This window comes from Ruegeria discodermiae, assembly GCF_030758345.1.
GTDB lineage: Bacteria > Pseudomonadota > Alphaproteobacteria > Rhodobacterales > Rhodobacteraceae > Ruegeria_C.
This window is the reverse complement of the sequence record NZ_JAVAMO010000001.1, coordinates 899,010-919,431: the sequence shown is the minus strand read 5'-3', so window position 1 is coordinate 919,431 and position 20,422 is coordinate 899,010. Positions and strand designations below refer to the sequence as shown.

Annotated in this window: 20 protein-coding genes; 9 read left to right on the top strand and 11 right to left on the bottom strand. The window is 61.8% G+C overall.

What is annotated here, in order from left to right:
- The first annotated feature begins 3 nt into the window (after positions 1–3).
- The 4 genes from Q5Y75_RS04560 (at position 4) to Q5Y75_RS04545 (ending at position 7,356) form a co-directional block, all read left to right on the top strand.
- Positions 4–1,779, top strand: a complete 1,776-nt coding sequence (locus Q5Y75_RS04560) for a sensor histidine kinase (protein WP_306194753.1) — start codon at positions 4–6, stop codon at positions 1,777–1,779.
- Between the two features lie 11 nt (positions 1,780–1,790).
- Positions 1,791–3,125, top strand: coding sequence for a sigma-54-dependent transcriptional regulator (locus tag Q5Y75_RS04555; RefSeq protein ID WP_306194752.1), 1,335 nt, complete (start codon positions 1,791–1,793; stop codon positions 3,123–3,125).
- A 4-nt stretch (positions 3,126–3,129) separates the two neighbouring features.
- A complete protein-coding gene (locus Q5Y75_RS04550) occupies positions 3,130–3,978 on the top strand; it encodes an endonuclease/exonuclease/phosphatase family protein (protein WP_306194750.1) in 849 nt (282 codons plus the stop codon).
- 420 nt (positions 3,979–4,398) lie between these two features.
- Positions 4,399–7,356, top strand: coding sequence for an Rne/Rng family ribonuclease (locus Q5Y75_RS04545; protein WP_306194748.1), 2,958 nt, complete (start codon positions 4,399–4,401; stop codon positions 7,354–7,356).
- Positions 7,357–7,408: 52 nt separating this feature from the next.
- On the opposite strand, the gene Q5Y75_RS04540 is transcribed toward Q5Y75_RS04545, so the two are convergent.
- Positions 7,409–7,642: a sulfurtransferase TusA family protein gene (locus Q5Y75_RS04540; RefSeq protein WP_306194747.1), complete on the bottom strand. Its 234-nt coding sequence runs from the start codon at positions 7,640–7,642 to the stop codon at positions 7,409–7,411.
- Between the two features lie 129 nt (positions 7,643–7,771).
- Between Q5Y75_RS04540 and Q5Y75_RS04535 the strand changes: the two genes are divergently transcribed.
- The 4 genes from Q5Y75_RS04535 (at position 7,772) to Q5Y75_RS04520 (ending at position 12,133) form a co-directional block, all read left to right on the top strand.
- Entirely contained in the window at positions 7,772–8,524 is a 753-nt protein-coding gene (locus Q5Y75_RS04535) for a cytochrome c biogenesis CcdA family protein (RefSeq protein WP_306195696.1), read from the top strand.
- A 76-nt stretch (positions 8,525–8,600) separates the two neighbouring features.
- Positions 8,601–9,827: a hypothetical protein gene (locus Q5Y75_RS04530; protein ID WP_306194746.1), complete on the top strand. Its 1,227-nt coding sequence runs from the start codon at positions 8,601–8,603 to the stop codon at positions 9,825–9,827.
- Complete coding sequence (locus tag Q5Y75_RS04525) at positions 9,824–11,176, top strand: cytochrome P450 (protein WP_306194744.1); 1,353 nt, start codon at positions 9,824–9,826, stop codon at positions 11,174–11,176. The genes Q5Y75_RS04530 and Q5Y75_RS04525 overlap by 4 nt, the downstream gene beginning before the upstream one ends.
- A 69-nt stretch (positions 11,177–11,245) precedes the next feature.
- Positions 11,246–12,133 (top strand): fructose bisphosphate aldolase, encoded by an 888-nt coding sequence (locus tag Q5Y75_RS04520; protein WP_306194742.1) that lies wholly within the window; start codon positions 11,246–11,248, stop codon positions 12,131–12,133.
- A gap of 85 nt (positions 12,134–12,218) precedes the next feature.
- On the opposite strand, the gene Q5Y75_RS04515 is transcribed toward Q5Y75_RS04520, so the two are convergent.
- The 7 genes from Q5Y75_RS04515 to fumC all read right to left on the bottom strand — a co-directional run bounded on the left by Q5Y75_RS04515 (position 12,219) and on the right by fumC (position 16,901).
- Complete coding sequence (locus tag Q5Y75_RS04515; RefSeq protein WP_306194741.1) at positions 12,219–12,827, bottom strand: DNA-3-methyladenine glycosylase I; 609 nt, start codon at positions 12,825–12,827, stop codon at positions 12,219–12,221.
- Positions 12,828–12,836: 9 nt separating this feature from the next.
- Positions 12,837–13,124, bottom strand: a complete 288-nt coding sequence (locus Q5Y75_RS04510; RefSeq protein ID WP_306194739.1) for a YciI family protein — start codon at positions 13,122–13,124, stop codon at positions 12,837–12,839.
- A 22-nt stretch (positions 13,125–13,146) separates the two neighbouring features.
- Positions 13,147–13,746 (bottom strand): TetR/AcrR family transcriptional regulator, encoded by a 600-nt coding sequence (locus Q5Y75_RS04505; protein WP_306194737.1) that lies wholly within the window; start codon positions 13,744–13,746, stop codon positions 13,147–13,149.
- Between the two features lie 76 nt (positions 13,747–13,822).
- A complete protein-coding gene (locus tag Q5Y75_RS04500; RefSeq protein ID WP_306194735.1) occupies positions 13,823–14,044 on the bottom strand; it encodes a ribbon-helix-helix domain-containing protein in 222 nt (73 codons plus the stop codon).
- Positions 14,041–14,217 (bottom strand): DUF4169 family protein, encoded by a 177-nt coding sequence (locus tag Q5Y75_RS04495; protein ID WP_306194732.1) that lies wholly within the window; start codon positions 14,215–14,217, stop codon positions 14,041–14,043. The genes Q5Y75_RS04500 and Q5Y75_RS04495 overlap by 4 nt, the downstream gene beginning before the upstream one ends.
- 27 nt (positions 14,218–14,244) lie before the next feature.
- The gene (locus Q5Y75_RS04490; RefSeq protein ID WP_306194730.1) at positions 14,245–15,318 is read right to left on the bottom strand and encodes a Hint domain-containing protein; all 1,074 of its coding nucleotides are present in this window, start codon (positions 15,316–15,318) and stop codon (positions 14,245–14,247) included.
- 188 nt (positions 15,319–15,506) lie between these two features.
- Positions 15,507–16,901: a class II fumarate hydratase gene (fumC, locus tag Q5Y75_RS04485; protein ID WP_306194728.1), complete on the bottom strand. Its 1,395-nt coding sequence runs from the start codon at positions 16,899–16,901 to the stop codon at positions 15,507–15,509.
- 205 nt (positions 16,902–17,106) lie between these two features.
- On the opposite strand from fumC, the gene Q5Y75_RS04480 reads away from it, so the two are divergent.
- On the top strand, positions 17,107–17,661 hold the full coding sequence (locus Q5Y75_RS04480) for a hypothetical protein (protein WP_306194725.1): 555 nt from the start codon (positions 17,107–17,109) through the stop codon (positions 17,659–17,661).
- A gap of 12 nt (positions 17,662–17,673) precedes the next feature.
- On the opposite strand, the gene Q5Y75_RS04475 is transcribed toward Q5Y75_RS04480, so the two are convergent.
- From Q5Y75_RS04475 to Q5Y75_RS04465, 3 genes are all read right to left on the bottom strand, one after another.
- A complete protein-coding gene (locus tag Q5Y75_RS04475; RefSeq protein WP_306194724.1) occupies positions 17,674–18,150 on the bottom strand; it encodes an SspB family protein in 477 nt (158 codons plus the stop codon).
- Positions 18,151–18,227: 77 nt separating this feature from the next.
- Positions 18,228–19,478 carry a chromate efflux transporter gene (chrA, locus tag Q5Y75_RS04470; protein WP_306194722.1) on the bottom strand — a complete coding sequence of 417 codons (1,251 nt, stop codon included), beginning with the start codon at positions 19,476–19,478 and terminating at the stop codon, positions 18,228–18,230.
- Entirely contained in the window at positions 19,475–20,290 is an 816-nt protein-coding gene (locus Q5Y75_RS04465; protein WP_306194720.1) for a chromate resistance protein ChrB domain-containing protein, read from the bottom strand. Before Q5Y75_RS04465 ends, chrA begins: the two co-directional genes overlap by 4 nt.
- Positions 20,291–20,422: the final 132 nt, after the last annotated feature.

Genomic DNA, 20,422 nt, shown 5'->3' with positions numbered 1-20,422 from the left:
CTCATGAATGGTGACATTTCCAATGCGCGGGACTCTGCCCCGGCGGTGTCTGACTCGGGGGCGGTGTCCTGGCGGGTTCGCGGTATTTTGCTGGTGCTGCTGGTTGCGGTGGCGGCCACGGTCTGGGTAACCAACCGGCTGCTTACCGACCGCTTTACCCAGAGCACGCGCAATCGTGCCGAGCTGCGGCTGGCGCTCTATTCTGGCAACCTGCTGAGCGAGCTTCGCCGTAACGCGATTGTGCCGCAATTGCTTGCGCGCGATCCGACGCTGATCTCAGCGCTGCAATCGAATGACTTTTCGCTGTCGACCCAGCGGCTGATCTCATTTGTCGAGGAAATCGGCGCGGCCTCGCTGATGCTGCTGGATCAGGACGGGCGCGCGGTGGCCGCAACTGACCGCAACCGGATCGGTGAACAACACCGAACAGCCCCTAATTTTATTGAGGCGATCCGTTCCAACGCCACCATCTTCACGGTCATCCGGCGCGAGTCTGGCGGGTACAGTTTCAGCTATTCGCGTAAGATCGAAGCCAATGGCGAGCTGCTGGGCGTCATCGTGGTCGAGGTCGATCTGCAGAAATTCGAGCGCGCCTGGGCGGGGATATCAGATGCGGTTCTGGTGACTGACAGCACCGGCACGATCATCCTGTCAACCGAGCCGCGCTGGCGCGGGCTGAACGAGGAAGAGGCGCTGCAGCGCCAGACCCCGCAAGGGGCGATCGAACGCGCCATCCGCGCCACCGCCGGTTGGACCGCATTGCCCGCCGATGCCTATCTGCAGGGCGAGGCGGTGATCCGGATGGAAAACCGCATCCCGTTCCGCGGCTGGCAGATGACATCCTTCACCACATACGCCTCGGTCCGCGAACGTGTGAACGGTGTTTTGGCGTTGGAAATCATGGGATTCGCGATTCTGCTGGCGCTGGTCTTCTATGGGCTGAGCCGGAAAACCGCGTTGCGCATGGCGCTGTTCCAGCGCGAGTCGGCAGAGCTTCGCGCATTGAACAGCAGGCTACAGCGGGAAATTGCTGAGCGTCAGCGGGTGCAGGAAACGCTTGCCGTGGCCGAACAGACGCTGGAGCAAAGCTCGAAACTGGCGGCTTTGGGCGAGATGTCGGCGGCGGTGAGCCACGAGTTGAACCAACCGCTGGCGGCGATGAAAACCTATCTGGCCGGTGCGCGGCTTCTGCTGCGCCGCAACCGTCCGGAGGAGGCGCTGTCGTCTTTCGGGCGGATCGACGATCTGATCGAGCGGATGGGCGCGATCACGCGGCAGCTGAAATCTTATGCACGTAAAGGCGCGGATGCGTTTTCGCCCGTAAATATGGGCGATGCGCTGGCCGCGTCGCTGGCGATGATGGAGCCGCAGCTGCGCCATCGGCAGGTTAAGATCACCCAAATTCTGCCCGACACTCCGGTCCTTGTGATGGGGGATCGTATGCGAATTGAACAGGTTATGGTAAACTTGCTCAGAAATGCGCTGGATGCCACCAAAACGGTGGCGGATCCCGAGGTCGAGATTATCCTCGCGGCGGGCGAAACCGCGATCCTGACGGTGCGCGACAATGGCGACGGGATCGAGGATTTCGATGCGCTGTTCGAGCCGTTCTACACCACCAAGCGGCCGGGGGATGGTGTCGGGCTGGGGCTTGCCATCTCGTCGGGGATCGTCAACGACCATGGCGGGCGTCTGACGGCGCGCAACGGACAACACGGGGGCGCGGTGTTCGAAATGCGCCTGCCCATACTGGAAGACGGCATAGAGGCCGCAGAGTAAGAGGTACATCAATGGCACAGGCCATGAAAATTGCGATTGTGGATGACGAACAGGACATGCGGCAGTCGATCAGCCAGTGGCTGGCTCTGTCCGGTTATGACACCGAAACATTTGCCAGCGCCGAGGATGCGCTCAAGGTTTTGGGGCCGGAATATCCCGGTATCGTGATCTCTGACATCCGGATGCCCGGCATGGACGGGATGCAGTTCCTGAAGAAGCTGATGGGATCGGACAGCACGCTGCCGGTGATCATGATCACCGGCCATGGCGATGTGCCCATGGCGGTCGAGGCAATGCGGGTAGGGGCGTTCGATTTCCTCGAAAAGCCATTCAACCCGGACCGGATGTCGGAACTGGCCAAACGCGCCACGGTGAACCGCCGCCTGACGCTGGACAACCGGGCGCTGCGGCGCGAGTTGAGCGATGGCTCCCAACTGATGAAGAAGCTGATCGGCGCCAGCCCGGTGATGGAGCGGTTGCGCGAGGATATTCTCGATCTGGGCCAGGCCGACGGTCACGTGCTGATCGATGGCGAAACCGGCACCGGTAAGACGCTGGCGGCCCATGCGCTGCATGCGGTGGGCAGTCGGGCGGGCAAGAAGTTCGTGCTGATCTCCTGCGCCGCACTTGAGGAAGAGGCGCTGGCCAAGCGGCTCTTTGGTCCGATGAACCCCGAGGATGCTGAACTGCCCGCCATCGAAGAGGCGCGGGGCGGCACGCTGGTGCTGGAGGATATCGAAGCGCTGAGCGACACGTTGCAGGCCAAGCTTCTGAGCGTGATGAACCAGCAGGGCACGCCCGCCGAGACCCGGATCGTGGCGATCTCGAACCTGCAAGAGGCGGGCAAGACCTGCGAGGACGCGCTGCGGCCCGACCTGTTCTACCGGCTGGCCGCCTTGCGCATCACCATGCCACCGCTGCGCCAGCGCGGCGAGGATATCCTAACGCTGTTCACGCGTCTTAGCGAACAGTTTGCAGAGGAATATGGCTGCGACGCGCCGCAAGTCAGCGCGCAGGAGGCCGCGCAGCTGCTGCAGGCACCCTGGCCGGGCAATGTGCGTCAACTGATCAATATCGCCGAACGCGCGGTGCTGCAGGCGCGGCGCGGCTCGGGCACGATCGCATCCCTGCTGATGTCGGATCACGAAGAGATGCAGCCGGTGATGACCACCGAGGGCAAGCCGCTCAAGGAGTATGTCGAAGCGTTCGAACGGATGCTGATCGACAACACCATGCGCCGCCACAAGGGCTCGATCGCATCCGTCATGGACGAGCTGTGCCTGCCGCGCCGGACGCTGAACGAAAAGATGGCCAAATACGGCCTGCAGCGGTCGGATTACCTCTAGGATCTTGCGTTTTGTCTCGCTCAACGCTTGGGGCGGTAAGCTCTGGGATGCCATGGCGGGCTGGGTGCCTGAGGTCGGCGCGGATATTCTCTGCCTGCAGGAAGTAACACGCGCGCCAGTGCCCGGCTCCGATTGGCTGATCTACGAGGATGCCTATCGCCGCTTGGATCAGCGCGCGGACCTGTTCCGGGATATCTCAGCACTGCTGCCGGATCATATTGGCTATTTCGCCGCCGCCGCGCGCGGTCCTTTATGGGATGACCAGCGGCGAGAGGTTCAGTCCGAACACGGGATTGCCATCTGGGTGCACCGGCGTCTGGCTGTCACGGAACTGCGGCAAGGCTTCATTCATGGCCAATACAGGCCGAAGGGATGGGGCGCGGAACCGGTGCCGCGTGCCATACAAATGGCGCGCGTTACGCCCCCCGAGGCTGGCGACAGCTTTGTCTTTGGGCATTTTCACGGTCTGCGCGACCCGTCCGGCAAGGGCCAAACACCAGCCCGTGCGGCGCAGACGCAGGCCGTGGTTTCTGCGCTCTCGGTCTTTCAGCCGATAGATCGAATGATTCTGGCCGGAGATTTCAACTTGTTGCCCGACAATCCGTTCTTTGCGGATTTGTCCGGTCTTGGTCTGACCGACTTGGTCATGGCCAATGGACATACTGACACCAGAACGCGCCTTTATGAGAAGGCGCAACGGTTTGCCGACTATACCCTGGTCGGGGCGGAAATTGGCGTCGCGCGCTTTGATCTGCCTGCTGTACCCATCGTCTCGGATCATCGGGCGATGATCTTGGATTTTCATATACGGGCGCGAGATGACGGTGCAAAATCGGCCTCTGAGCAGCATTGACCCAGGCGTGCCACGTTTGCCCATTGTCTTTTCCGCAGGACTGCCTTTATGCTAACCGAACGGGTCGGACCCCAATTTTGGTCCTTAAACCCCGTTTAGAGATTCGCTGCTTTGTCCAGGTTGGACGAGATACCCGCAGGACATTGCAGATAGATAATTGCCCCGCATGAGGGGCAGTGGAGTGCCTTCTTCCGATGCGTTGGAAGAAAGGAAATAAGTGGGCAGGCGGCGGAACACCCGCGTCTGTCGGAGAAGAACCGCGATGACGCGCGCGCAAGGATTGAGAAATCGGGCAGGGGGCCAGTTGGCCGGACCCTGCCGCGCTGCGTCTGAAATCGCCCTGACAAGACACCCCCCCAGACATGCCGGACCGCCTGGTCTCAGGCGACGCGTGCCATTGGCGCGGTGCACCAAGGAAACATGGGAAAGAAAATGCTTATCGATGCCACCCACGCGGAAGAGACCCGCGTCGTGGTGGTTGACGGAAACAAGGTCGAGGAATTTGATTTCGAGGCCGAAAGCCGCCGGCAGCTTGCCGGCAATATCTATCTCGCCAAGGTAACGCGGGTCGAACCCTCGCTGCAGGCCGCCTTTGTGGATTATGGCGGCAATCGCCATGGCTTTCTGGCGTTCTCTGAAATTCATCCTGACTATTACCAGATCCCCGTCGCTGACCGTGAGGCGCTGATGGAGGAAGAGCGCGCCTATGCCGAGGCGCTGCGCGCCCGCGACGAGGCCGAAGTGGCGAAATCGTCGAAACCGCGCCGCCGCTCGCGCTCAAAAACCAAGGCCGAGGACGTTGTGAGCGAGGATGCCGTCGAGACCAAGGAGGTCGAGATCGACGGGATGGAAACCATCGATCTGAGCGACGAGACCGAGACGGACGCCGATATCGTTCCCGAAGGCAGCTCTCCGATGGAGACGGTTGCGGAAACGCCGGTTGCCGAGCCTGAACCGGAGGCCGAGGATGACGGCGCCGACGCTGCTGAAGCGGCAGAGGCCGAAATCGCAACGGAAGAGACTGCTGAGGTAGAAGAAGCAGCAGCGGAAGCGGATGTTTCTGAGGGCGAAAACCCAGCGGATGAAACTCCGGTAGATGAAACACCGGAGGCCGCGCCCGAGGCAGCCGCCGATGATGCGTCTGAGGATACGGATGATGCCGACGATGAGGCTGACGACACGCCAAAGGCAAAAGGCTCCGACGCGTCCAAGAAAGACGAGAGCATCGAATCCGTCGCTGATGACGATGACAGCGAGGATATTCGCCCGCCGCGCAAACCGCGCCCGCGCCGCTACAAGATCCAGGAAGTGGTCAAGGTGCGTCAGGTCATGCTGGTGCAGGTGGTCAAGGAAGAGCGTGGCAACAAGGGTGCGGCGCTGACAACCTATCTGTCGCTGGCGGGTCGCTACTGCGTCTTGATGCCCAATACCGCTCGTGGCGGCGGCATCAGCCGCAAGATCACCAACGCCACGGATCGCAAGAAACTCAAGGATATCGCCGCCGAAATTGATGTGCCGTCCGGCGCCGGTCTGATCGTGCGCACCGCAGGTGCAAAACGCACCAAGGCCGAGATCAAGCGCGACTATGAATATCTGCAGCGGCTCTGGGAGCAGATCCGCGAGCTGACGTTGAAATCCATCGCGCCCGCCAAGATCTATGAAGAGGGCGATCTGGTCAAACGCTCGATCCGCGACCTCTATAATCGCGATATCGATGAGGTTCTGGTCGAGGGCGAGGCGGGCTATCGCACCGCCAAGGACTTCATGAAGATGATCATGCCGAGCCACGCCAAGAACGTGCAGCGGTATGAGGATGCCTTGCCGCTTTTTGCGCGCTATCAGGTGGAAACCTATCTGGCGGGCATGTTCAACCCGGTGGTGCAGCTGAAATCCGGCGGTTACATCGTGATCGGCGTGACCGAGGCGCTGGTAGCGATCGACGTGAACTCCGGCCGGGCCACCAAAGAGGCTTCGATCGAGGAAACCGCGCTCAAGACCAACCTTGAAGCCGCCGATGAGGTGGCACGCCAGCTACGTCTGCGCGATCTGGCCGGTCTGATCGTCATCGACTTCATCGACATGGACGAGCGCAAGAACAACTCGGCCGTTGAAAAACGCATGAAGGACCGGCTCAAGACCGACCGCGCGCGCATTCAGGTGGGTCGCATCTCGGGCTTTGGCCTGATGGAGATGAGCCGCCAGCGCCTGCGCCCCGGTATGATCGAGGCGACGACGCAGCCGTGCCCGTCCTGTCACGGCACCGGCCTGATCCGCTCCGACGACAACATGGCGCTGGCCATCCTGCGCCAGATCGAGGAAGAGGGCACGCGCCGCCGTACCCGCGAGGTTCTGGTGCGTTGTCCGGTCAATATCGCCAACTTTCTGATGAACCAGAAGCGCGAGCATATTGCCCAGATCGAGTCCCGCTATGGTCTGTCGGTCCGTCTTGAGGGGGATGCCCATCTGGTCAGCCCCGATTTCTCGATCGAGAAGTTCAAGACGGCGACGCGTATCGTGGCCGAAGTGGCGGCACCCGTTGTGTCGGTCGACACCTCGCTGATGGATCAGATCGACGCGGATGAGGCGGAAGCGCCGACCGAGGCTGAGGCGCAATCCGATGCCGAGGCGGTCGATGCTGAAAGCGAAGCCAAGCCCAAGCGCAAACGTCGGCGTCGGCGCAAGCGGAAAGGCAACCGGTCCGACGACGGCGCAGAGAGCACCGAGGCGCAGGAGGCCAGCGCGGACTCGAGCGACGACCAGCCTGCTGAGGGTGAACCCGCCGAAGCGGAGGCAGAGACGGCTCCTGACGCGGGTGAGGGCGAGGAAAGTGCCAAGCCGAAGCGGACCCGCAGATCGCGTAGCCGCAAGAAAAAGACCGATGACGAGGTGCAGGAGGCGGCACCAGAGGCCGGCGCCGAAACTGACGCGGCGGAGGCCGCTGGTGATGCCCCTGTCAGCGATGATGCGGTTGCTGTGGAGGCGGAAACGCCTGATGCCGTGGTCGAGAAGCCCAAGCGCCGCACCCGCAAACGGGCGGCCAAGAAGGACGAGGCACCGGTCGAACAGAGCGATGACGCACCCGCCGCAGAGGTTGTGACTGAGGCGGCCGAGGAGGCCCCGGTGGCCGATGATGATGCGCCTGTCTCAGAGCCCGAGATCGCCGCTGCGCCCGGAGAGGCCGCGGCGGAGCCGGAAACGCCCAGCGTCGCTGCTGAAGTTGCAGAAGAGGTTGGCGAACCCGAAACTGCCGAACCGGCGCCCGAGCCTGTGGTTGAAGCTGCGCCCGAGCCGGTGCTGGAAGCGGTCGCTGAGACGCCGGAGCCAGAGGCGAAACCTGCCAAGCCGAAACGGCGTGGTTGGTGGTCGCTGGGCAGCTAAGACGCAACCGGTTGTAGAATCGATAAAGGCGGGTCTCAGGGCCCGCCTTTTTTCATCCGCCCTTGCGGATCACGTAAATCTGATGCCCCTGCTCATCGCTCTGCGAAATCAGCGCGTGACCGGCCTCCGCGCAGAAATGCGGCACATCCACCACTGCGGCGGGATCGTCTGCCAATATCCTTAATGTGGCCCCTGCGGGCAGGGATTTAAGCCGTTTGCGGGCCTTGAGGACGGGCAGGGGGCAGAGCAGCCCCAGCGCATCCAGCGTATCGGTATCATCGCTCATGCGACGCACTTATTGCGCCGTGTGGTCCGTGTCCAGAAGATCACCACAAGCCCGTGTCCGGATGGACACCACAAGGATGTGACCCAATGGCATCGTGACCTTCCGGGTCAGATCGCCTATGTCACGGGCATGTTCGAGTTTTCCATCATAGACGCCAGTCTGATTCCGGCGATGACCATTGCCCTCATGGCGGGGGTGATCAGCTTTCTGTCGCCCTGCGTGCTGCCCATCGTGCCACCCTATCTGGCCTATATGAGCGGCGTGTCGGTCACCGATCTGAGCGAAGAGAGCGAAGGGCGCAACAAGGTGATGCTGCCGGCGCTGTTCTTTGTGCTGGGGCTGTCGACCGTCTTCCTCTTTCTGGGCTTCACGGCCTCGGCCATCGGAACGGTGTTTTTGCAACATCAGGAGACGTTCAACCTGATCGCGGGTCTGATCGTAATGGTGTTTGGCGCGCATTTCGTAGGTGTTTACCGGATCGGGTTTCTGGACCGTGAGGCACGCATCGACGTGGGCGATCGTGGTGGCAGCTCTTTTGGCGCCTATGTGCTGGGTCTGGCCTTCGCCTTTGGCTGGACGCCCTGCATCGGGCCGCAGCTTGGTGCGATCCTGTCCCTGGCCGCCTCCGAGGCCTCGCTGACACGGGGCACGATGCTGCTGGCGATTTATGCGCTGGGGCTGGGCATTCCGTTCCTGCTGGTGGCCGCCTTCCTGCCGCGCCTGAAAGGGCTCATGGGCTGGATGAAGCGCCATATGGACCGGATTGAACGGGTGATGGGCCTGCTGCTCTGGACCATCGGGCTGCTGATGCTGACGGGTGGGTTCTCGGATTTCTCCTATTGGCTGCTTGAGGCCTTCCCGCCGCTGGCCAATCTGGGCTGAGCCACAAAAGCAAGCGCCCTTTCAGGGCCTTACTCTTGCCCGCGCGCTGCGCTAATCTGACCGCAAGAGGTCCGATATGAGCAGTGAACGGCCAGATAAACCCTTTCGACGCCGGGTGTTCTACATCCCCGGTTATGACCCTATCCATCCGCGCCGCTATCGCGAGCTGTATCGTAAGGAAGGTGCGGCGCAGGCCGCGATCTCGGGGTATGAGATCGCGCTGACGGGCAAGACCGGGACCGGCCCCTATGGGTGGAATCTGAGCTCGACACAGGACGGGCGAGAGATCGAGGCTGAGGTCGAGGTGATGGTCTGGTCCGATATTGTGCGCGACAGCATGTCAAACACGATCCCGGCGACCTATCTGCAGATGCTGCGCACGGCGTGGATCTATATCGGGTCTGGCACCCTCTGGCGGCTGATGCGATTGCGCAAGGGACCGGTGATTGCGGCGCTCTATCCGGTGGTGATGCTGCTGGGGCAATTGCTGCTGGCGGTGGGGCTGGGCTGGCTGGTCTATCGGGCGGCCACCTTGCTGCCCGGCGGGATTGTCGCGCTGCTGGGGGCGGTTGGTGGTATGGCGGCGGGCATAGCCCTGCTGCGCTGGTTTCGGGCGCGGGATAGCCGATTCTTTGCCTATTATCTGATGCATGATTATGCCTATTCGGCGCAGCTTCGCGGGGCCAACACACCCGAGCTTGAGGCGCGGATGGCCGAATTCAGGGCGACGATTCGCGCGGCGCTATTCACGGATGTGGATGAGGTTCTGGTGGTCGGCCATAGCTCCGGCGCGCATCTGGGCGTGTCGGTTCTGGCCGATCTGATCCGCGTGGAGGATGTGCCCGAGGATGGCCCGGCGCTGGGGTTTCTTTCCCTGGGGCAGGTGGTGCCGATGGTGTCTTTCCTGCCGCGCGCGCAGCGTCTGCGGGCGGATCTGAACGCGCTCAGCACCAGTGACGCGCTGGCTTGGGTCGATGTTTCGGCCCCCGGTGATGGCTGCGCCTTTGCGCTCTGTGACCCAGTGACGGTGAGCGGCGTGGCCCCGGAGGGCAAGCGCTGGCCGCTGGTCTTCTCGGCGGCCTTCAGCCAGACGCTCAGCCCCGAGCGCTGGCGGGCGTTGCGCTGGCGCTTCTTCCGGCTGCATTTCCAGTATCTCTGCGCTTTTGATCAACCCGGCGATTACGACTATTTCCGCATCACTGCCGGGCCGCTGACATTGGCCGAGCGTTATGCCGCCCGCGCGCCGTCAAAATCACGCATCGATATACCTGTGTCCAAATACACCTCGATGGACGCCGCATGATCCCGCCCAAGCCCCCCGCACGGCCCGACAAGGTCTCGCTCCTGCGTTATCTGCGGCTGTTCCGGCGTGATATTCTGTCGGCCCAACCCGAGCGGCTTTATCGCGCGTGGATGGCCGAGTTCCGCACGCCGTTTTTCCGCTCTTTCCTGATCAATCAGCCCGAACTGGTGAACAGGGTCCTGAAAGAAAGCCCCGAGGATTTCCCGAAATCCGACCGGATCGGCGAAGGGCTGCGCCCGCTTCTGGGCAATTCGGTGTTTCTGACCAATGGCGAGACCTGGAAACGGCAGCGCCGGATCATCGATCCGGCCTTCGAGGGTGGACGTCTGCGCGACACCTTCCCGGCGATGCTGGCTGCAGCACAGGCCGCAGCGCAGCGGCTGGAGGCGCAGGCTGGGCAGGTGACCGAGATCGAAGAAGTGACCAGCCATGCAGCCGCAGATGTGATCTTTCGCACGCTGTTCTCGATCCCCATCGAACATGACATCGCGGCAGAGGTATTCACCCGCTTCCGCGCCTATCAGCGTGCGCAGCCGATCCTGAACCTTGCGGCTTTCGTGCCCTTGCCGCGCTGGCTGCCCCGCTTCCATTCGCGCGCCACACGGCGCAATGCGGCGCGCATCCGGGCGCTGATCACCGCGTTGACGGCAGAGCGGATGCGCGCGATCGAGGCGGGCAGCGCGCCTGACGATCTGGCCACCAAGATCATGACCACAGCGGACCCGCAGACCGGCGCGCGCTTTGACATGGCTGAGATGGTGGATCAGGTGGCGATCTTTTTCCTCGCCGGTCACGAAACCAGCGCCTCGGCGCTGGCTTGGGCGCTCTACCTGCTGGCGCTCTATCCCGACTGGCAGGAGAGGGTGGCCGAAGAGGCGCAGGCGCTGGACGGCAACAGCGATTTCAGCACCGTATCGCAGTTGAAAATCAGCCGCGATGTGTTCCGCGAGGCGCTGCGGCTATATCCACCGGTGCCGATGATGGTGCGCGAGGCGCACTGCCCGCATCAATTCCGCGACCGCGATGTGCCCAAAGGCGCGCAGGTGGTGATCAGCCCCTGGCATCTGCATCGCCAAAACCGACTCTGGGACAATCCCGACGGGTTCGATCCGGCCCGATGGGCCACAGAGAACGGCAAGACCTGCAAACGCGAGGCCTATATCCCGTTCTCTGCCGGGCCGCGTGTCTGCACCGGGGCGGGCTTTGCCATGGTCGAGGGGCCGTTGATCCTGTCGGTGCTGCTGCAGCGCTTCCGGTTTGAGATTGTGCCGGGCAAAGACCCGGTTCCGGTTGCGCATCTGACCGTTCGGGCGAAAGATGGCATCTGGTTGCGGGTTGTCCGACGCTAACAACCTACCATCGACGCAGTTCATCGGGTATGCGATTTGTAAGTGGAATCAAGATGACGGGTAAGTGACATGTCCAATCAAGCGCAGCGCGAACAGATGACAAAAGGTGCCGGTTTCATTGCCGCGCTGGACCAGAGTGGGGGATCGACCCCGAAAGCGCTGGCGCTCTATGGCGTGGACGCGGCGGAATACGACTCCGAAGAAGAGATGTTCGACGAGATCCAGCGCATGCGCGCGCGGATCATTCTGGCCGATGACTTCACCAGCGAGAAAGTGATCGGCGCGATCCTGTTCGAGCGCACGCTGGGCGAAGAGATCGATGGCCGCAAGGTGGCCGAGTATATGTGGTCCGAGCGCGGCGTGGTGCCGTTTCTGAAGATCGACAAGGGGCTTGAGGATCAGGCCAACGGCGTTCAGATGATGAAACCGATCGCCGGCCTGGCCGACACGCTGGCAAAGGCGGCGCCGCTGGGCGTGTTCGGCACCAAGGAACGCTCGGTGATCCACGAGGCCAATGCCGATGGCATTGCAGCCATTGTTGCACAGCAATTCGAGGTTGGGCGCACCGTGCTTGAAGCTGGCATGGTTCCGATCATCGAGCCCGAGGTGAATATCCACTCCGAAACCAAGGCCGAGTCCGAGGATATTCTGAAGGCGGAACTGCTGAAAAACCTTGATACGCTGGGTGAAGGGCAGGAGGTGATGCTCAAGCTGACCCTGCCGAGCAAGTCCAACCTCTATGCCGACGTGGCCGCCCATCCACGTGTGCTGCGCGTGGTGGCGCTGTCGGGCGGGTATTCAACCGATGAGGCCTGTGACCTTCTGGACCAGAATGACAACATGATCGCGTCGTTCTCGCGCGCGCTGGCCGAAGGCTTGTCGAAACAAATGTCGGACGCGGAATTCAACGCGGCCCTGGGCAGCAATATCGACAAGATTTACCGCGCCTCGGTCTGAGACCGGGCAAGGCATCTGGAAACGCTTTAACGGGTTCGCAAACCGTTTTGACCGCGCCCTAGAGGGCGCGGTTTTTTCGTGCGCCTCAGGTGGGTTTTGTGAAGGATTGCCGCTCCGAGGCGGCTTTTTCGCGCATCACGCAGCCCGTCGCGTGGTCGTTGATCAACCCCATCGCCTGCATGAACGCATAGACCGTGGTGGGGCCGACGAATTTCCAGCCCCGCTTGCGCAGGTCCTTCGACAAGGCATGCGACTCGGGTGAGGTCGACGCGGTTTGCGGTTCGGGCAGGGTGATCGGATCAGGTTCAAAGCTCCAGACATGGGCGGCGATTGATCCTTTTTCGGCCACCAATTCCTGCGCCCGTGCGGCATTGTTGATCACCGCCTCGATCTTGCCGCGATGACGTATGATGCCTTTGTCGCCCAGCAGACGTTCAACATCGCCCGCGTCAAACTTGGCCATCTCGTTGAAATCGAACCCGGCAAAAGCCGCCCGGAAGTTCTCGCGCTTGGCCAGAATGGTGCGCCAGCTCAGCCCGGACTGGAAACTCTCCAGGCAAATCTTCTCAAAGAGGCGCTGGTCATTGTCGACCGGATAGCCCCATTCATTGTCATGATAGTCGAAGAATTCCGGCGCCGACTGACACCATTTGCAGCGCTGCAGGCCATCGGGGCCCGGGATCGTCTGGGTCATCGGCTAGGCTCACTTCATCAGGAAGGACAGGCGGTCATCGGCGTGGGCCGGGTCGAGCTCCAGGATTTCCGCGGTCACGACATTCGCCACGACAAAGGGGTCGGCCTGCACGCGCGCGACGATCTCCTCCCGCGATCCGGCCTGGGCCAATATCCCGCCGCCCTGATCCTGTTTCAGCGACCCTGCCAGCAGGAACACCCCTTCGTCAAAACCTTGTTTCAACCAGTCACGATGTCCGTCCATATGGTCACCAGCCTGGGCGCGGTTTTCGGAAAACCTCAGCAATATTATAAACATATGATCCTCTGTTTGGGTGAGTTCACGCGGCAATCTGATCCAGCCACTCGCACATGTGGTCGACCTCGCGGTAGAGGAAACGTTCCTCTCCGAAGGCTTGGGCCATCGTCGCTGCCCCCTGGCTGCGGGCCAGAAGGTGCAGGGCCAGCGCGTCGGCCTCCTCGATCCGGCCAAGCCCCTCAAACTGGATGCGCAGCCAGTTGCGAAACAGGGTGAACAGCGCATTTGCCTCACCCTGCGCGCTATGATCCAGCTTGGTAAGTTCGGTGCAGAGCGTGCCGACGGGGCAGCCATGGCGGCTGATCTTGGCCCGGTTCATGATCAGGATATCTATGAAACGCTCAATGCGCGCGCGGGGCGTGGCGGCGCGGCTTTCCCACGCATCCAGCATCGCCTGGGTGCGCGTCAGGCGCAGGGCGATCACCGCACGCAGGATGTCATCCTTGGTCTTGAAATGATGATAGAAATTGCCGCGCGAAATGCCGACACGGGCAGCGATATCGGCAAAAGAGGTTTGCGCGAAACCATGGTGATAGAACATCTCGTCCGCCATGGCGACGATCCGCTCTTTGGTGGAGAGACGGTCTTTGGCGGTGATCTGATCGGTCGGGGGCTGACTCATGTGACACCTCTGGGACAATTGTCCTAGAGATTAGGTCATTTGTCCTAATTCGGTCAAGCGCGATGACGCCCGCCGCTCAGCACCGGTCGCGATACCAGGCCAGAATATAGAGGCGAATGGCCGAGGCGAGGCCGGTATCGGGGTCTCTTTCAGCATCAATTTCCGAGGCCAAGACGTTGATCGGTTTGTCCTTTTCACGCGCTATCTCGCGAAATGCCTGCCAGAACGCATCTTCCAGAGAGACCGAAGTGCGATGGCCCTGCAGGGTCAGTGACCGCTTGACGGGGCGCGGATTCATTCCTCGATCTCGTGACCGTCCAGATCGCGTCTGGCCTTGTCCTGCTCAGCCCGTGCAAGCTCTTTCTCCGCCTTGCTGCGGCCGAATTTCGCGGCGTTATGCTCTGCGCGGGTCTTCTTGGCCGAGCGTTCGGCGGCTTTGCGGGCGCGGCGCAGGTTGATCACTTTGGCCATGTCACGACTCTCGGCTTGAGGGGTCATTCAGAGCCTAGGCGAGGCCGGGCTGTCTGTACAGGCGGCGGGCTGGCTCAGCAGCGCCGCCTCGCGGACGCTGATCGCGGGATAGGCGTTGTAGCTGCCAGGGACGCCATCGGTGCTGAATTGCGGGAAAAGCGCGTCGAATTCGGCGCGTGCCTCGGGCGGCAGAACCTGCAGAGCCCATGCGCCGGGCACGAAGCTTTCAGCCTCGACCCCGTCGGCAAAGACAATCTCATGCTGGTCGAACATCAGGTGTATGTATTCGACCCCGTCCACCGCGTCATCAACGCGGACTGTGGTGCCGTTGGTTAGACCCTTGGCCGGAACCAGCACCGGCCCGGACCCGAAGAGCAGCTCATTTGCAGCGGTGTCGACCAGCACGCGGTGCTGGGGCGACAGGTGCATGGCGCGCTCGGGCTGCAACGGACCCAGCGCATGCGGTTCGAACAGGATCGGGCGCAGCGCCGGGGCCTGTTCGAGGTCGCGGCGGTCCAGTTTGCGGCGGGCAATCCAGCGCAGCGGCTGATAGCCGTTGTCGCGGGTTCTGACCTTCGTGCCAGGGGTCAACGCGCCGGCGCGGCAGGGGCCGGCGTCGGTGTCGATCATGCTGTCGCTGGTGAAACAGATTGCGCCGTCAATCGTGGGATATTCGGGCGCATTGCTTGCCACCGTGTTGGAGGTGGTGAAGGTGTAGGTCACGCCCGGCACTAGCGGCACCGATGGCAAATAGCCAACAAGTATACCGGCGCCAGCGGTCGAGGCAGGGTTCGAATCAATCTCGATCTGATAGAGCGTGATCGAATCCTGACCCGGGGCGGTCAGCGAGAATTGTTGTTCGGAATAGACCGTAACAGCGGGTCCACCGATAACGGAACCATCGGCCAGCACCGCCGTGCCGAACTGGTTGGTGTCATTACCGTCTTCGTTGCGGAAACGGTCGCCGTTCAGGACATTGTCATCATCGTCAACGGTCAGGATCACATCATTGTCGCCGGTATATCCGCCAACAAGGGCCACGGTGTTTCCGGCAAAGACAAGATCGGTAGGCGTATAGACTTCATAGGTCGTAACGGGCATCACATGTACTCTTTAAACTGCACAAATTCGTCGTTTCGCGGACGCTAACAGGGAATTATCGCCAAATTATGGTGAGGAATACTGAATCCTGTCAGCATTGGGGCAACTCACGAGAGTTTTATCGATCTGCCGCGTTTGGCAGATCGATCCGGCAAGACCCGATGTGATCGGGTCTTGCCTTTGGGCCCTTAGTCTTCCGGGCCGATCATCTGCTCGGGGCGGACGACGGCATCAAAGGTGGCTTCATCAACAAAGCCAAGCGCGATGGCCTCTTCCTTGAGGGTTGTGCCGTTCTTATGCGCGGTCTTGGCCACCGTGGTAGCGTTGTCGTAGCCGATGGTGGGGGCCAGAGCAGTCACCAGCATCAGGCTTTCCTTCATCAGCTTATCGATGCGGGGCTCGTTGGCCTGAATGCCGTTCAGCATCCGTTCGGTGAAGCTGTCGGTGGCGTCGCCCAGAAGCTGGATGGATTGGAGCAGGTTATAGGACATCATCGGGTTATAGACGTTCAGTTCGAAATGGCCCTGAGACCCTGCGAATTTGATCGCCGCGTCATTGCCCATCACATGGGCGGCCACCTGCGTCAGCGCCTCGGCCTGGGTGGGGTTCACCTTGCCGGGCATGATCGAGGAACCCGGCTCGTTCTCCGGCAGGATCAACTCACCCAGACCCGAGCGCGGGCCGGAGCCCAGAAAGCGAATATCGTTGGCGATCTTGTAGCAGGACCCAGCGATGGTCGCCAAGGCGCCCGACAGGAAAACCATCGCGTCATGGGCGGCGAGCGCCTCGAACTTGTTGGGGGCGGTGACGAAGGGCAGGCCGGTGATCTTGGCCATGTTGGCCGCAACTGTTTCACCCCAGCCTTTCTGGGTATTCAGCCCGGTGCCCACGGCGGTGCCGCCCTGCGCCAGCTCATAGATACCAGGCATGGCGGCCTCGACCCGGGCGATGCCCTGACGGATCTGATGGGCGTAACCGCCAAATTCCTGGCCCAGCGTCAGCGGTGTGGCATCCTGCGTATGGGTGCGGCCGATCTTGATGATGTCGCGGAATTCTTCCGATTTCTTTTCAAGGCCTTCGGCGAGTTTATTCAACCCCGGAAGCAGCACGTCGCGCACGCTCATCGCGGTGGCGATATGCATCGCTGTGGGGAAGGTATCGTTCGAGCTTTGCCCCATATTGCAATGATCGTTCGGGTGCACCGGGTCTTTCGACCCGATCACGCCGCCAAGGATTTCGATAGCGCGGTTGGCGATGACCTCGTTGGAATTCATGTTCGATTGCGTGCCCGAACCGGTCTGCCAGACGACCAGCGGGAAGTTGTCGTCAAACTTGCCCTCGATGACTTCTCCGGCGGCCTGAATGATGGCAACACCGCGCGTCGCGTCCAGCTTGCCGCTGGCCTTGTTGGCCATGGCGCAGGCCTGTTTGATCACACCCAGCGCCCGCACGATGGCCACGGGCTGCTGTTCCCAGCCGATGGGGAAGTTCATGATCGACCGCTGCGTCTGCGCGCCCCAGTACTTATCCGCGGGAACCTCTAGCGGGCCAAAGCTGTCGGTTTCGGTGCGCGTTTGAGACATCTCGTCACTCCGTATTGTATGCCGTTGCATGCCGTGTACCCGGCCCGGAGGCCAAAAACAACGGGTCAGTCGCGCGCACCTTAGTTGTAACCCGATCCGAGGTATAGGTGGCGTTGGCTGCAGATTAAGCCAAAATAACCCTGCTTTCGATTGCCGAAGGCGCGCAGAGCGGTAAGATGAACAGGTGAGCGACCGGAGGACCGTCATGCGTGTATCTGCCCTATCCCGAATGCTGTCCCTGACGGGTTTCATGCTTGTCGTGCTGATGCTGCTGGCACGCCCCGCGCTTGCGGCGGATATTGCTGATTTTGTCGGAGATTTTACCGGATCGGCGGAAATGCTGCGCAGCGATGGGACGCTGGAATCCCGAGATATGAGCGTTTCGATTTCCGAAACCAGCAATGGTTTCAACGTGAGCTGGAAAACCATCGCCTTCAAACATGATGGCCGGGTCAAGGAGCAGACCTTTTCCATCGATTTCATCCCGACAGACCGCAGTGACGTCTTTTCCGCCGCTATGAAACGCAATGTCTTTGGCCATGAGGTGCAGCTTGACCCGATGAAAGGCGAACCCTTTGTCTGGGGCCGCATCTGGGGGGATACGCTGACGGTCTATTCCCTGTTCATCGACGACGCGGGCGGCTATGAGATGCAGCAGTTTGACCGCACCCTGACCAAGGACGGGCTGGACCTGAATTTCTCGCGGGTGCGCGACGGGGTGCCCGAGCGCTCGATCAACACCATGCTGGAGAAGAAATAGCGCCGGGCGTCGTTATTTGCGGAAACTGTCCAGCGAGACGATCTCTGCATCGGGCTTGACCTCGGGCGCGTCAGCCTCCTCCACTTCCTCAGCGGCGAGCACGATCTCTCCGTCATCGTCTTCGTCTTCCTCGTCAGAGGGCGATTCGAAGCGCAGGCCAAACTCTACCGAGGGATCAACGAAGGTCTTGATGGCGTCATAGGGGATATAGAGCGGCTCGGGCGAGTCGCCGAAATTCAGCGTGACGCCAAACCCCTCATCCCCCACCAGCAGGTTCTCATACCAATGCTGCATGACAACGGTCATTTCACCGGGATAGCGGTCGCTGAGCCAGTCGGCCAGCTGTGCGTCGGGATGGGTGGTGTCGAAGGTGATGAAGAAGTGATGCGCGCCGGGCAGGCCCCGCTCGGCCACGTCCTCCAGCACCGATTTGATGAGGCCGCGCATGGCGGTGTGCATCAGGTTCCCATAGTCAATGGTTTGCGACATGTTCCATTCCCGACTGGTGTTATGCCCAACATACGGGATTCGGAGGGAAACAAAAGGGCATGCACGGTGTTAAGCCATCAAATATAGTGGCTTGCGGCCCCGGCCAGCGCGAGCAGCGACAGGGTGCGGCCCAATCCCTGTTTCAACCCCCACATGATTGCCATCGCAGCAAGGATCATCACCGCCGCGCGCGGGTTGAACGTGGCGGGGTCGGGCAGGGGCAGGCTGATCAGCGCCGTGCTGTCCGTGTTGACGTTGTCGAACAGGACATGCAGCGCAAACCAGACCGACAGGTTCAGGATCACGCCCACCACCGCCGCACTGATGGCGCGCAGGGCAGAGGCAAGGCGTGGCTGTGCGGCAATCCGGTCCAGATAAGGGGCGGCGAGGAATATCCACAGGAAGCAGGGCGCAAAAGTGGCCCAGAGCGCCACCAGACCCGCCAGCAGCGCCAGCCCCGCACCGCCCTGTAGCTGGCCGGTCAGCATGGCCACGAACTGGGTGACCAGGATCAGGGGGCCGGGGGTGGTCTCCGCCAGCCCCAGCGCGTCGATCATCTGCGCGGTTGAAATCCAGTTAAACTCCTGCACCACAGCCTGGGTCATATAGGCCAGCACCGCATAAGCGCCGCCAAAGGTGACCACCGCAAGTTTTGCAAAGAACCAGCCGATCTCAGACAGCAGGATTTGACCGCTGAGGCTGAGCGCGATCAGGGGCAGCAGCCAGATCGCGGACCAGAGGCAAAGCGTTTGCAGCGGGCGTGCGGCCTGCCTGGGCGGCCGGTCGGGCTGCGGCTCCGCTCTGGCCGTCACCAGCCCCCAAAGAGCGGCTGCGGCGATGACAAGCGGGAAGGGCAGGTTGAGCGCAAAAAGTGCCAGAAACCCCAGCCCGGCGATCACGTAATCTGTCCGGCCCGACAGCGCCCGCCGCGCCAGATTGCGCAGCGCCTGCAGCACGATCACCACCACCGCTGCTTTCACGCCCAGAAAGACCGACTGCACCAGTGGCAAGTCGCCATATGCCGCATAAAGCCCGACCAGGCAGGCGATGACGAGCGCGCCGGGCAGCACGAACAGCAACCCGGCCAGCAGCCCGCCCGGCACGCCGCGCAGCCGCCAGCCGCAATAAGTGGCAAGCTGCATCGCTTCCGGCCCCGGCAGCAGCATGCAGAGCGAAAGCGCGCGCAGAAAACTGCGTTCTTCCAGCCAGGGGCGTTCCTCGACCAGTTCGCGTTCCATCAGAGCGATCTGTGCGGCGGGACCGCCGAAGGACAGCACGCCGATGCGGCCAAACACCCGGACCATTTCAGCATATGTCGGCAATGTCATGAGCGGCGGTCCGCAGGCCAGTCATGGCTTTCGCCCTGACCATCCCGCGCCCAGCGATAGAGCGCGTCATAAAACGCCATTCCCGCATTAAGCTGCTGGTGATCGTCGCGATACTGGCGCGACAGGCCCACCGACAGCGCCAGCAGCCCCGCCGCCTCGGGCGCGAGGTCATGGCGGTTTGTATCGGCCCCGCGCACCACGGTTGCGAGGCGATCCAGCGCGTCGGTGCGAAGCTGGAATTCGTCCAGCATCGTGTCGAAGGTGCAGTTGGGGCCGCGATGGCTCCAGAACACATCCTCCATATCGAAGGGCGTCGCGCCAAAGCGTTGGGCCACGCCCGCAACCTCGCTTGGTGCAACAAAGAGGAACCTTGCCTGGGCGTCGATGAAGCGGCGGATCAGCCAGGGGCAGGCGATGCGGTCGATCTTGGGCCGGTGACGGGTCACCCAGAGCGTGCTGCCCCCCACCGGATCCGGGCATTTGCCCGCCGGGATACGTGGTGCGCCGTCGTGATCGCGCCAGGCAAACATGCCGCCCTTGAGGTATTCGGCAGCCAAGCCGTCATTGCGCAGCCAGGCTGCCAGCCCCTGGCTGAGTTTTAGCCCCTTCTGGCAGAGGATAACGCAAGGACGCCCGTTCAGGCGCTGTTTCAACCCCTCGATATCATCGTGGGGATGGCGGATCGCGCCGGGGATCAGGTAGGGATCAGCCTCGAAATCAGGATCGAGGCAGATATCCACGATCACCGGGGCCTGAGGCGTGCCAATCAGGCGCAGAAGTTGCGGGACGGTGATTTCATTGGGTGCAGCCATGGCATGTATCCTTGCGCTTCTGGAAACATGCGAAACTTGAGCTGGCGCCTCACGGGGCGTTCGCCGGCCCCCTGCGCATAGCAAAAGGCAATTGGCCCATCCTTGTCAAGCGATCCGCCCGCTGCCCGCGCC